General features: G+C 57.1%; 10 protein-coding genes. 6 read left to right on the forward strand and 4 right to left on the reverse strand.

The window, feature by feature from the left end; all coding sequences use genetic code 11:
• Window positions 1–356 precede the first annotated feature (356 nt).
• Entirely contained in the window at window positions 357–707 is a 351-nt protein-coding gene (locus MRBLRC7O_RS15895) for a hypothetical protein (protein ID WP_020011870.1), read from the forward strand.
• A gap of 59 nt (window positions 708–766) precedes the next feature.
• Here the strand turns inward: MRBLRC7O_RS15895 and MRBLRC7O_RS15900 are convergent, their stop codons facing one another.
• Window positions 767–1,540: a helix-turn-helix domain-containing protein gene (locus MRBLRC7O_RS15900; RefSeq protein WP_020809646.1), complete on the reverse strand. Its 774-nt coding sequence runs from the start codon at window positions 1,538–1,540 to the stop codon at window positions 767–769.
• A 912-nt stretch (window positions 1,541–2,452) separates the two neighbouring features.
• On the opposite strand from MRBLRC7O_RS15900, the gene MRBLRC7O_RS15905 reads away from it, so the two are divergent.
• The 5 genes from MRBLRC7O_RS15905 to MRBLRC7O_RS15925 all read left to right on the forward strand — a co-directional run bounded on the left by MRBLRC7O_RS15905 (window position 2,453) and on the right by MRBLRC7O_RS15925 (window position 9,814).
• The gene (locus MRBLRC7O_RS15905; RefSeq protein WP_003506352.1) at window positions 2,453–3,409 is read left to right on the forward strand and encodes a hypothetical protein; all 957 of its coding nucleotides are present in this window, start codon (window positions 2,453–2,455) and stop codon (window positions 3,407–3,409) included.
• 151 nt (window positions 3,410–3,560) lie between these two features.
• Window positions 3,561–5,579, forward strand: coding sequence for a hypothetical protein (locus MRBLRC7O_RS15910; RefSeq protein ID WP_020809647.1), 2,019 nt, complete (start codon window positions 3,561–3,563; stop codon window positions 5,577–5,579).
• An 81-nt stretch (window positions 5,580–5,660) separates the two neighbouring features.
• Window positions 5,661–7,868: a type I secretion system permease/ATPase gene (locus MRBLRC7O_RS15915; protein ID WP_364653149.1), complete on the forward strand. Its 2,208-nt coding sequence runs from the start codon at window positions 5,661–5,663 to the stop codon at window positions 7,866–7,868.
• Between the two features lie 8 nt (window positions 7,869–7,876).
• Window positions 7,877–9,235, forward strand: a complete 1,359-nt coding sequence (locus MRBLRC7O_RS15920; RefSeq protein ID WP_003506347.1) for an HlyD family type I secretion periplasmic adaptor subunit — start codon at window positions 7,877–7,879, stop codon at window positions 9,233–9,235.
• 84 nt (window positions 9,236–9,319) lie between these two features.
• Window positions 9,320–9,814: a hypothetical protein gene (locus MRBLRC7O_RS15925; RefSeq protein ID WP_003506345.1), complete on the forward strand. Its 495-nt coding sequence runs from the start codon at window positions 9,320–9,322 to the stop codon at window positions 9,812–9,814.
• On the opposite strand, the gene MRBLRC7O_RS15930 is transcribed toward MRBLRC7O_RS15925, so the two are convergent.
• From MRBLRC7O_RS15930 to MRBLRC7O_RS15940, 3 genes are all read right to left on the reverse strand, one after another.
• Entirely contained in the window at window positions 9,811–11,079 is a 1,269-nt protein-coding gene (locus MRBLRC7O_RS15930; protein ID WP_020011877.1) for an O-antigen ligase family protein, read from the reverse strand. The two genes, MRBLRC7O_RS15925 and MRBLRC7O_RS15930, sit on opposite strands and share 4 nt — an antisense overlap.
• Window positions 11,080–11,086: 7 nt before the next feature.
• On the reverse strand, window positions 11,087–12,346 hold the full coding sequence (locus MRBLRC7O_RS15935; RefSeq protein WP_020809649.1) for a polysaccharide biosynthesis/export family protein: 1,260 nt from the start codon (window positions 12,344–12,346) through the stop codon (window positions 11,087–11,089).
• 194 nt (window positions 12,347–12,540) lie between these two features.
• Window positions 12,541–13,221 carry a sugar transferase gene (locus tag MRBLRC7O_RS15940; protein ID WP_003506336.1) on the reverse strand — a complete coding sequence of 227 codons (681 nt, stop codon included), beginning with the start codon at window positions 13,219–13,221 and terminating at the stop codon, window positions 12,541–12,543.
• Window positions 13,222–13,685: the final 464 nt, after the last annotated feature.

The raw sequence follows: 13,685 nt of genomic DNA on the forward strand, positions 1-13,685 counted from the left end.
CAACTAAACTGGATCAAACTCCCGATTGCACGAAATCTTGAATATCATCCTCCGGTTTTTACTTCTTCTGGAGGTTTTAATATTTCGATTCGATAAATTTCAACTTTCATGATAGGCGCGGAAGAAAACAGGTCAACTTAATTTCATCAAAATATTACAATTGATTACCCAAAATTACTCAAAATAGTCTCTTCATTTAATACTTTTTAACTATGCCTCCATTATGCCTTTCTTATTGAGCATTAGCGCAAGCTTCGCTCAACCAGTCGGGGCTATCCTGGTTTTGTAAGGCTCGGTCCACCGGGAACAAAACCGCCCGGCGAGATGCGACAGACAGTCGATTTCAGGGGACACACATGATGAATGAAATGCCTTATTCCCATGGCGGCAAAGCAGCCCGCCATTGTCGTTTTGCGCTTGTTGCCGCAGCACTTGTAACTTTCACTTTCGCGACGGCTTCATGCTCAGTGGTCGAAGACGCCGTTCTCATCAAGACCGCGTCGGCCAATACCGCCACGATCAACAGCCGGGTTGCTCCGGCGAAGGCGTCCTACGGTTATCAAAAAACCGGCAACGCAGCCGTTACGCTTGTTGCCGATGCCTCGGGCACACCCGCGGCATCGCGGCAGTCCTATTCGGGTTCTTCTCCCTATATCTGCTCACCGAGCGGATTCGGGCAGAAATCCCGCTGCTTCCTGAGGCCCTGAGCCTCCTGGAGAGAAACCGGAGGGAACTGGCGTCCGGACGGCTCTAGCCGCCCCGACGCTCAGTTCTTCCAGCCGCCGGAGAAGGTCGTGTCTTCGTCTTTGTTGAAGAAGCGCGACGCCGCCTCCGTGCGGTTGCGCACGTTCATTTTCTTATAGATATTGCGAACGTGAACCTTGACAGTGTTCTCGGACAGATGCAGCCGATCAGCGATGATCTTGTTTTGCGTTCCCTTGCAAAGCAGGTCGAGGATTTGCACCTCGCGCGTCGTCAGCGCGGCCACGTCACCCCTGCTCGCAGCAAGGGCATCGGCACGATTGGCGATCACGGCATTGCTTTGAACGCTCTTGCCATTGATGGAAGGCGAATAGGGCGTGAGCTTGCCCAGAAGAGCTGCGGGAAAATGTTCCCCGCCCTTCATAAGCAGATCGACGGCCGCCATAAAGACATCGAGCCTGAGATTGAGCGGCAGCACGCCATCAATGACGCGCATTCCCACCAGCCTTTTCAGCGGCTCTTCGAATTTGTCGATGGTTTCGACGACGAGCGCGATCGGCGCGTCGGGATGCTTTTCCCGAACCTCCGAAAGAACGGCATGAAGGCGCTCACCGGACATCCGGTAAGGCAAAACCAACCGCACATTGTTACCGTAATCGTCCTCGATCCCCCCTGACGAGGTTATACTCACCACCGCGAATGTAGGGAACTTTTTGCCCAGCGCCTCCATGAGGCACTCGGAAAACAGGTCCGGATCCGCGATGACCAATAAAGTTCCATTTATAGGAGCAACGGCGTTTTTTTGTTTTGCCGCATAATCTGAAGTTCCCATGAACATTGACGCCTCCCTAAAGCGCTTACGCATTACGTTCTTTTGGTTGTGCAGTCTGTTGTCCGTCGGGTATCTTTCCCCTGGATCTTTAGGGGCCTCTCCCCGCCTCAGGCCATGTCAACTATTATTAATCACCCGTTAATTAACACACGCTAATACGAAAAGCTGTGTAAATAAATGGCCCAAACGGGTTATTTTTTACAATTGACATACAAAATAGGTTACGCCGAGATAGAATCATTCATCCGGTAACCCACTGCAAAAACAAACACGTCGGAAAAGCTTTCGCTGTGGTTTTGCAATCCTGGAAAATATAACTTTTAGTTGATATCCCTTTACATAGCTCGCCGGCGAAAGACCCCCGGAGCTGTTCCGTTTCGGGATAATGGCCTTTTCCCACCGAAATAAACCATGTTTTTCGAAAAGCCGCGTTTCTCCCGGCACAGCGGCATTTTTCTACGGCCAAACCAGCGAAACGGACCGCCGGACCACCGCTCGCGACATATATATTCGGGATGGGCGCCGATGTGTTTAGCCCGAATTGATATCTAGGAAGCGCAATTTTTCTGCGGCACAGTCTGACCGTCGCTGAACGGCGGCCGATGGAAAGACACCTCCGGCCTTGACGTGTGTTTGAAAACGCCGGTCCCTTTTCAAGAAATATGCAAAGCGAAAAAGACGAAAGCCACCGCGCTCCCCATCGGAGCGAGGAACGGATTTGTGCGCCGTTTTACCGAGTAGCGCACAAGGGCTGAACGAAAAGAGCCCGGTCACGGGTCAATACCGAACCGCAGATGATGCGTACCGAGTGCATCTGCAAACATCAATCTTAATGCTATCAGGAGCAAGCGCGAAAAAATCCCGTTTGAGATGAGAGGGATTTCGAAAGCTGCTCCGAGCTTTTCGGAGGAAATCGAAATGGGTTATAATCCAAAGTCCGGCGACGATATCACCAAGATCGGCGCGCTTTCCGATGGTTTTGCCAACACGGCGACCAACGACGCCAAGGTGGAAGACAGCAACGTCGGCACCGCAAACGGTGAAAACCGCAACAACGACAACAGCGACAACAGCACCAATGTGGATGTTGACGCCAAGGTCGATGTTTCCGCCAATAACGGTGACAATCGCGACAACGACTATGACTGGAGCTATGACAGCAAGTCCTATAGCGACAACGACACGAGCACCAAGACGAGCACCGAAACCAACACCGATATCAAGGTCGACTACGACTGGAGCTATGAAAGCAAGTCGTACAGCGACAACGACACCAATGTGAAGACCATTACGGATACGGACACGAAGACGTCCAACTATTCCGACAACGACACCTCCACCAAGACCACAACGACCTCCGACAGCTTCAACTCCGCTGACAGTTTCTACAAGTCGGATGACGACTTCGGCAACATCACGGGCGTCAAGGATGTCGGCAATCTCGGCATCGCCGGCGGAGACCTCACCTTCAACCTCGGTGACGACTTCTCCTTCACGCTGGACGTTGACAACATCCTCAACGGCTCGCTCAATGGCGACGGCAACGACACCGGCTTCAGCATGGTGCAGGCCAACCACCTGGCAGATCAGGATGAGGCCTATGACATCAAGATGCAGAATGGCGGTGCGGAAAACCATCTGAGCGCCAATGCCGGTGACGCCTTCGGCGCCGAAGGCATCGACGGCAAGGGATGGGACCTCAAGGCCGGCGACGACGCCGCAGGTACCAGCACTGCAGATGCATCGGCAATCCTTGCAAATTCCGGCTTCCATCTGGAACTGGTGCAGGGTGCCAACATGCTCTCCAACGCAGTTGACGCCACGATCACAGGCGGTAACTCGCATGTTTCTGACGTCGGTGAGGATCACTCCTGATACCCACCTCTTGACGAAAAGAGCTGCACCGGCACCCGCCGGTGCAGTTCGCGGTTGAAGGACCGGGTTTGCGTAAAACGAAGCACCGCCTCTGAGACGTGTGCCATGCGCAGCCCCAGGCTCTGCCGCGATGATCAGGGAGGGACCTCCAATGCATATCGACAAGATTTCGGACATGATTGCGCATTTCATCGGCCTGTTCGACACGGTGATCGAGGATGCGCGTCTGAGAACCAACTATAGCGAGGGCCCGGCACGTTCTGATCCGGACCGCCTGCCGGACGATGAAGCGGCAAAGCTGCTCGACAAGAACTACGACGTGCCGCTGCAGGACTACGACCCCGGCGTCAAATACAGCGCCGGCTATTATGATTTTGACTATATCCGACCGCATTTCGCCCGCGCTGTCGAATACGACATGCAGCAGCTTGCAAATGCCATTCCGGTCGATATTTCCGCCGCACATTTCCGCTTCCCGGGCCGCCTTTCCTTTGAGGAGGAATATGAACTTGTGGTTCACCCCGGCCCCGGCTCGGTCATCGCGCATGTAGCGCAGGTCAATATTCTTCAGGACGACGACTATCTGAACATGACTGATGGCCCCTATGTGTGGCGCGACACCAGCTTCGTGACAGAGCGTACCGTCGAGTTCTACAATGAAGCAGCTATCTTTACGCCTTTTTCCGTTTTCCAGCGCACCGACAGTTACGATGCGCTGCAGGCGCTCGCCAAATCCGCACACGACTATATCGACCATGCCCGTGAAAACGATGTCACCTCTCTTGGCACCGGTGCGGACCAGGATTTCGTTCTGGCCGGCAACGATATCGACGGTCTTTACGTCAATGGCTCGACAGCCAGCGAAAAGCCGATGCTTGATGACTACATGCCCGATCGCGGTATCGCCAAGCCGCCGGAAGAGCCGGAAAAGAGCGATGTTTCGCTGCATGAGGATAGCCCGGCCGGCAACAGCCTTGATGTCGCCGCAGGCGCCAACGTCGTCGCCAACATCGCTACTCTGGTCAATACAGGCGTCATGACTTCGGTGACCGCCGTCATGGGCGATTATCATCAGATCGACGCCATCACCCAGGCCTATATCTATAGCGACCGGGACGAGATCGACTCCGTGTTCACACACTCGGAAGATCAGGCGGCGACGGTTGCCTTCAACATCGCCAGCTTCGAGCGCACCATCTATCCCGGCGCGGAAAACGCCGCAGCGGACAGCCAGGAAACGGGCGCCCCCCCAATATTCCCCACCGCCTGGCGTGTCAGCGTGCTGGAAGGCGACGTTTCCTTCGTGCACTGGATCGAGCAATACCAGTTCGTCAGCGACAACGACACGATGACGATAACAACCTCGGGCGCTACCGTCAGTCTGCTGACGGGCGGCAACGCCGCGCTCAACATTGCGAATTTCCTCGGCATCGGCATGCAATACGACCTGATCATCGTCGGCGGCAATGTGCTGGACATGAACCTGATTAGCCAGATCGCCGTGCTTTACGACAATGACTGGGCGCGCGCCAATCCCGATGCGCCCGATGGCGCCACCATCCAGTCCGGCAACAACCTTTTGTGGAACGATGCCGCCATTCACAATGTTGGCAGCAACGACCGTTTTGAAACCATGCCTGATTACATGACGCAGACGGTCAACGCGATCAACGCGCGCGACCCCAACATGCCGGATGCGCTGGCTCATGACGTCAATTTCGCCGGCTATGAGGGGCTGAACGTCCTCTATATCACCGGCAATCTTTATGATGTCAGCATCATCAAGCAGGTGAGCGTGCTGGGCGATTCCGACGACGTGACGCAGGCAGCCGCCAAGGTTCTCGAAAACAACGAGGACGCCACCGTCCACATCGATACCGGCAGCAACGCCGTCGTCAATCTGGCGCAGATCGTCGATTACGACAGCTTTGGCTCCACCACCTATGTCGCCGGCGGCGTTTATTCCGATGCCATCCTTATTCAGGGCGGCATCATCGAAAACGACACGTCGCAACCCCAGCAGGGTCAGCTGGCAAACGAGGTCATCGCCTTTCTTCACGACGATCCCGCCACCATCGAAAACGAATCCGATGGCGTCATCAATGCCGGTCACGACCTGTCATGGTCGAACGGACATTCGGCCGACGTCATGCAGGCGGTGACCGCGTAGATTTGGCTGGCGGGGCGACAATCGCGTCCCGTCACGGCCGAACCGCAAACACCGTGAGATCACCGAGGGGACCGATAAAAAATGGATCATATTTCAAGAAAAACCATTGCCGACGGACGCTCGCTGGACTTGCCGCTGGATCAGGAGGCGGAAGACAGCAAACTGACGGACGCCTGTATTTCAGCCATCAATGAAGCCGTCGAAAACCTGCGCCAATTATCCGGCGCGGAACAGGCCGCAAAAACCGTTTCATCACCAACGCAGATCATTCCCCCACAATCTCTTCCCCAACCTCATGCAAAAATAGAACAGGCGGAACAGCTACGCGACGTTCCCCCGGAAAAGCCGGCGCCTCAGCAGGACCGGCAACCCGTCTCTCCGCCGGAACCACATGCCAAGATCGACAATACCGACCTGCCTTTCGTCAAGACCATCGATAACAATGAAGGGCCGATCCGTGAAAACGAGCGCCGGCCGGTAACGGGTGGTGGCGGCAAGGAACCGACGGACAATGGCGGTGGCGGCGGCGGCGGCGGTGGCGGTGGCGGAAGCAAGAGCGGTTTCCATAAGCGCAGCGAGCCGATCAACTTCGCCGCAAGTCTCGCCAAGGGCATCGCCGCCGTGCGACGCAACATGGTGGTGGTGATGCTGTTCACCGTCGCCATCAACGTCCTGCTGCTCGCCATCCCCCTTTATCTGTTCCAGATTTCCGACCGAGTATTGACCAGCCGCTCGATGGATACGCTTGTCATGCTGACGGTTGCCGTGCTCGGCGCGGTTCTGTTGCAAGCCTTCATGGACGCCATCCGCCGCTTCATCCTGATGCGAACCGCCGTCGAACTTGAGGTACAGCTTGGCGCGCCGATCCTTTCGGCCGCCGCCCGCGCCTCCCTGCATGGCAGCGGCAAGGACTACCAGACATTGCAGGACTTGCAGCAATTGCGTTCGTTCATCACCTCCGGCACCCTGATCGCCTTTCTCGACGCACCGCTGATGCCGCTTTTTATCGTGGTGGTCTATCTCGTCCATCCGCATCTCGGCATCATCATCATGGTCTGCTGCGCCGTGCTGTTCATTATCGCCTGGTTGAACCAGCGCTTCACCGCGAGACAGTTTTCCGAGGCGTCCGGTTATCTCAGCCGCGCCAATTTCCACCTCGACTCCATGTCGCGCAATTCGCAGATCATCAATGCGCTGGCGATGATACCGGAAGCGGTGAAGATGTGGGGGCGCGAAACCGCAGGGTCCCTGAAATCTCATGTGGCGGCGCAGGATCGCAACATCATGTTCTCGGGCGTTTCCAAGGCGGCGCGCATGATCACCCAGGTGGCGCTGCTTGGCTGGGGCGCGCATCTGTCGCTATCAGGTGAACTGACCGGCGGCATGGTGATTGCAGCCTCCATCATTTCCGGCCGTGCGCTGGCGCCCATCGAAGGGGCAATCGAAGGCTGGCACCAATTCAACAAATCGGCCGCCGCCTATGGCCGCATCAAGCAGCTTCTAGTCAATTCGCCGCTGAATTTCCCGCGCCTGCGCCTGCCCAATCCGGAAGGGCGTCTCGACGTGGAGCGCATCCTCTTCGTGCCGCCGCCGCAGAAGAAGGTGATCCTGAACGGCATCTCCTTTTCGCTGAAAAAGGGGGAATCGCTTGCCATCATCGGCAATTCCGGCTCCGGCAAGACGACGCTCGGCAAGATGCTGGTCGGCTCGATCCTGCCTACTTCAGGCAATGTGCGCCTCGACCTCATGGATCTGCGCAACTGGGACCAGCGGCAGTTCGGTGAAAGCATCGGCTATCTGCCGCAGGACGTGCAGCTTTTTCCGGGCACCATCAAGGCCAATATCTGCCGCATGCGCGACGATATCGAGGACCGGCAGATTTACGAGGCAGCGGTACTGGCCGATGTGCATGAGCTGATCGCCGGTTTTCCGCAGGGCTATGAGACCGTGGTCGCCGCCGACGGCGCGCCGCTTTCCGGCGGCCAGAAACAGCGCATCGCGCTTGCCCGCGCCTTCTTCGGCGACCCCAAATTCGTGGTGCTGGACGAGCCGAACTCCAACCTGGATACGCAGGGCGAACAGGCGCTGGCCAAAGCCCTGCTGCACGCCAAAAGACAGGGCATCACCACCGTCACCATCACCCAGCGCCCGGCGCTTCTTCAATGCGTCGACAAGATCATGGTGCTGAAGGACGGATCGGTCGCCATGTTCGGCGAAAGGATGGATGTGCTGAAAGCGCTTTCCGGCAATGGCCGCCCGGCCAGCCAGTCCCCGCAGATCGAGGGTTGAGGACCGTCATGTTCAAGAAGAAAAACGCCGTTGCCGAAATCAAACCCCAGGGCCAGCTCGAATGGTATAGCGAAGTGCCGCGCTCGATCCGCCTGCATAGTTCGATCGGTCTTGCCGTGCTGCTCGCTTCCTTCGGTGGTTTCGGATTTTGGGCCGGCACGGCACCGCTCTCCTCTGCCATCATCGCCCAGGGTAGTTTCGTCGCCACCGGTAACAACAAGGTCGTCCAGCATCTCGAAGGCGGCATCATCAAGGAAATGATGATCAGCGAAGGTGAGACAGTCAAGGAAGGCGACGTTCTTCTGACGCTGGACAAGACGACGGCACTTGCCAATGAACGCATGTTGCAGATGAGACGGCTTCGCCTCGAAACCATCGTCACGCGCCTGCGCGCCGAAGCGCAGGGGGAAAAGGGCTTCAAGGTGCCTGATATCGTCATGAAGGAAGCCGGCGATCCTGACATCAACGCCATCATCCAGAGCCAGAACATCGTGTTCCACAGCAAGCTCGTCAAGCTGGAGGAACAGCTCAACCTGATCGACAAGAACATCCGGTCGCTGGAGTTCCGCTATGCGGGTTATGACGGACAAAAACAGTCCTTCGACCGGCAACTGGCGCTTTTGACGCAGGAGCGCGATTCCAAGGAGAGGCTCGCGAAGGATGGCGTCATTCGCAAGACCGACATGCTGGCGCTGGAGCGCGCCATTGCCGATGTGATGGGTGACATCGCCCGGCTGAGCGGCGAAATGAACCAGAGTGAGGCGGAGATCGCCAAGTTCAGGCAGGAAGCGATCATCGCCGTCAACGCCAACAAGCAGGCGGCGCTCGACGCGCTGGAAATTGCTGAATCCGATCTAGACAGCGTACGCGAACAGGTGCGCGGCGCAGCCGAAGTGCTGGAACGCACCATCATCCGCTCTCCCGTCAACGGCACCGTGGTACGCGCCTATTATCACACGCCTGGGGGCGTCATCACGACAGGCAAGCCGATCATGGAAATCCTGCCCGCCCATGTTCCCCTCATCCTCGAGGCACAGGTGCTCAGGACCTCCATCGACCAGCTGCATGAGGGGCAGACCGCCGCGATCCGCCTCTCGGCACTCGACCGCCGCACCACGCCGGTTCTGAATGGGAAGGTTTTCTACGTTTCAGCCGATAGCATCGAGGAAAATGCCGGCCTGCAGGTCAAGGACGTCTATATCGTGCGCGTCCAGATACCTGACGAAGAGATCGCCAAGGTCCATAATTTCCATCCCGTGCCCGGCATGCCCGCCGACGTGCTGATCCAGACCTCGGAGCGTACCTTCTTCGAATATCTGACCAAGCCGATCTCCGACAGCATGTCCCGCGCCTTCAAGGAAAGATGAAGAGATAACAGGGATTTACACTGTCAATCCCGCCCCTGTCGGCATATAATGCCCGTATAATTCTTTGGGGTGGGAGAAGCGGGCATGGCGGTGATGTCGGACGTATTGCTGCTGGTCGGCAGGCTGAATTACGTGTGGACCAACACCGAAAGCCTGATGATCTATCTGATCGTCCATCTCCTAAAAGTGGAGAAGGAAGCGGCCATCGTCGTATTCCTGACCCTCAACACCACGCGGGCGCGTATGGATCTCATCGAGCGCCTGGCGAAGCTTCCCTCCACCGATGCGAAGGATCGCAAGACGATCCTCTCCATCATGGCGCGGCTGAAGAAGGAAGCGAAGACGCGCAACAAATACAATCACTGCATCTATTCCTTCGACGAGAAGGGCGAAATCGCCAGCACACAGCTGATGCGGCTGGTGGAGGATGACAGCCAGGTGCGTTACGGCAAGGTCGAGCGCATGGACGAGAAGGAAATCGGCCAGCTGGAAAAATCAATCGCCGACATCGTGGAGGTCAGCAAGGACATGTGGAGTTTCATCCACGCCAGTCCGCATGTCTCGGCGGATTATCTCTAGGCTCTCGTCTGTAACCGCATGCCGATCGCCGGGTGAGGCTCGCTACCCTCTGCGGCCCTTGCCGGGAGGCACAGTTTCCCGGCTGCGAAATAAAGCAGGAACGAACCGATCTGGTAGGGGAAGATGATGTCGATCTCCACGAAGGAACGCACGACAAACAGGGCGCAGATTGCAAACAGGATGACGCCCTGCGGGTCGCTCTTGCGCATCAGCACCGAGCGCAGATGCCCGAGCAAAGTTCCGTAAAGCACCATGCCAAGCAGGAGCATGCCGACAAAGCCGTTTTCCACCACGGTTTCGATATAGGTATTGTGGAAGTGGAAGCCGGTGCGGCCGGTAATGAAAAAATCGTTCCAAAGGCGTTCGGCATCGGGAAAACCCGCGACCCAGAACCCCTGATAACCAACGCCGAGGATTGGCGTCTGTTTTGCCGCCTCGATGCCCTGCTGCCAGAGATAGGTGCGGCCGGTCAGCGTTGAATCCTTGCCGAAAATGCCGAGAATGGCGTCAAGCAGGCCGAATTGCAGGGAAGCGACCGCCAGCAATGCGCCGAGTCCACCGAGTACGAAAAACGTCATCTTTCTGTTCGCCGGCGAAAGCATGCCGATGGGAATGAAGCCGATGATGAGGGCGACCACCGCCGCCGTGGTAATAGTGGATGTGGCCGATTGCGACGCAAGGAGGCTATAGGCCGACAGGAGCCCGGTGACGCCGGCAATCGGCAGCCAGATGCCCCTTTGCTTGAGCACCAGCACCGACGCGGCGGCAAAGATGACGCCGAGCGAGGCATAAAAGCCGAGCTGGTTCTTGGAGGAGAAAGCGCCGACGAAACTATAGGTGCCGTCAAGCGCATCAAAGAGGTAGATGCCGAACAGCAGCGAATAGAGCAGAACGACGGCGATGCCGATAAGCGCGCCACGCGTCAGCGTCCGGATCGAGATCACCCGCATCGCGATCAGCGCGCAGACGATATGCGTCATATACTGGATGGAGGCGCGCATGGTCACCGACGCAGCTTCCGACCAGAAGCTGGACAGAACCGTCAAAATGCCGAAGGCGAAAATCCACAGATAACGCGGATAGTTGCCGAGCACGCGCCGGTAATCGACCACCACCAGCGGCAGCCACATGCCATAATAGGCCAGAACCGAGATTTGCCCGAAACGCGACGAATAGGCGAAAACGAAGAATGACAGCGCAACCGCCGTCATTCCGTAGATTTCATTGCGTTCGGGATCGATCAGCGCCGATTTGGCGATCCGCATGAAAACCTCACTGCATCAGGATTTCGGACGAGACCTTGATGACGTCGCCGGGCTGGAGAAGTGCGTTTTCATCCACCTTCACTTCCTTCGGCTTGCCGTTTTCCTCACGCACCACGACATAGCTGATCGTCGCGGACTTGCCCGACGGATCGAAACGGATCGCTTCGGCCGATTGCGCCAGTGCTTCCGACATCAATTCGCGGCTGGTGGTCAGCTGCAGATTGAGCTTGTCGAGTTCCGCTTCGGTGTCCTGCAATTCCTTGGAGCGCTGCGCCACCCAGTCGTTGCGCAGGTTGATCTCGTCCTGGGTCGCCTTGTTGATGTCCTGCTTGGCGCGCAGCGACTGCGTATCGATATCAAGCAGGGTGGATTCCACCTCCGCCGCGCGTTCTTCCGCGGAAATACGCCGCTGCGACAACGCAAGCCCCTGCTCGTTCAGCCGGTTGACGCGGTCGCGGTCCTCATTGGCAAGCTGCAGCTGGCGGTTCTGTGTCTCTGATTTCTTCTTCAGGGATTCAACTTCGCTCTGCAAAAGCGCATGCAGGTCGGTCAGCGCCTTGAGCTGCAGGGTGTAACGGTCGGTTCGCGATTTCATCAGCGCGCTCTCGCTGGCCAGCAGCACGTCGATCTCGCTGATCTTCTCCATTTCAGGCGTCTTGGCGATGGTCGTGTCACCCTTGACCTCGGCCACCAGCCGCGCCTGACGCGCGAGCAGCCTTGCCCGCTGGTTGTCGTAAACCGCGGCATCACCACGGGCATTGATGAAGTCACGGGCAAAACGTTGCCCGGCGTCGGAGCGTCGCAGGCCGCCGGCAAGGCTGACGGCCTTCAGCACGGTAAGATTGGCGGCATAGGGATATTCACCCGGCGTCTGCACATCACCGCTCAGAAAGATCGGCCGGAACTGGGCGATTTCGACGGAGGCCGAAGGCAGGTTGCGAAGGGCGAACTTGCTTTGAAGCTGCGCGCCGATCTGTTCGCTGACCTCCGAGGGCGTCTTGCCCGCGACATCCAGCTGCCCGATGAAAGGCAGAGACAACGCACCAGACGGGCCGACGGAATAATCGCCGTTGATGACGTCCCAGTTGCGGATGCTGCCATCGGCCGGCTGCCACTCGGCAACGCGGATACGCAGTTTGTCGGCGGTACCGAGCTTATATTGAGCGCCATCCGCAGCCAGTGCGGAGAGCGGCGCGGCAAGGGCGACGGAAGCGACAAGAACGAGGGCCACAAACGGGCGGTGGGCGGCAGCAATAAGGCCGTTCATCGGGAAACTCCCTGTTAGCGGATCGCCATGCAGGCGGCCCGGCCGTCGCGCAACCGGGCAAGGCCGGCTGCGCAGCGCCGCAAAAAGCGGCCGGTATGATTAGCACCAATGACGCACCCAAAGACCGGACTTGGGATCCCGGTCGGGGTGCGTGTCGAAACGAAGATCGATAAAGCCGAACTCAATATCGGTTTTCAGTAGCTTCCGCGTGAAAGGCACACGGCGGGAATGGTCTTGACGATGATGAAGACATCCTGCCGCATCGACCAGTTCTGGACATATTGCGTGTCGAAAGCGACGCGGGTCTTGTAGGAGACGTCGTTACGGCCGCTGATCTGCCACAGGCCGGTCAGGCCTGGACGGGTGCTGAGATAATAAGCGGCAGCACTTTCATAATAGCTCAGTTCCTCATCGACGACCGGGCGTGGGCCAACCACGCTCATTTCGCCGCGGATGATGTTGAGGAGCTGCGGCAGTTCGTCAAGCGAGAGCTTGCGCAGCACGGCGCCGACGGCCGTAACACGCGGATCGTTCTTGAGCTTGCGGGTTGCGCGCCATTCTTCGGCGGCTTCCGGATTGGCGGCAAGATATTGCCGCAGAATCTCATCGCCGTTCATCGCCATCGTCCTGAATTTCAGGCAATGGAAATAACGGCCATTATGTCCCACACGCCGGTGGCCATAAAAGATCGGGCCGGGATCAGACAATTTCACCAGCGCGGCGATCAACAGGAATATCGGGCTGAAGATGAGCAGCGCAAGGGCAGCCGATGTCATATCGAAGCTGCGTTTTGCGATGCCCCCGATAGGGAAACTGACATCGAAATCTTCGGAGCTGCTGAGTGTCTGTTCAGCCGATTGGGTCGCGGACTTCATAGAGAGAACTCCATTTATGTTTTGCGATTGGTCGGTGCCCGGAGGCGCGTCTTTCCGTCTAAAAGAGATAACAAGTCTGTGTTCGGAATTTGATGCTAATGGATTTTTTGTAAGGCACATTGCCCATAACCGTCTATGCGATTTCTTGCGCGAGCGGCCGATTAACGTCCGGGCAATATTAACGGTTGCATAAAAAAGCAACAAATGGGCGGGCGGCCATGTGTTGAGAGCATGGGTGTCGCGCCGGCATGTATTGGGTTTTGTGCCGTCTACAGTCTTTTCTTATGTGTTTCTTATGACTTGCGCAGATGAGACAGGAACGCCAAGAACAGACATGCCCGTAAAAGACTATTAAAGTTTGTTGCAGCGCAGCAAGATTGTGGCAATGCATATAAAATTTGACATATTGGCTGGGATTTTTTTGCCCGACATTGCCACTGCGCCAATAAAAAACGATGGAAAAA

Origin of the sequence: Agrobacterium radiobacter, assembly GCF_040801995.1 — a bacterium.
GTDB lineage: Bacteria > Pseudomonadota > Alphaproteobacteria > Rhizobiales > Rhizobiaceae > Agrobacterium > Agrobacterium radiobacter.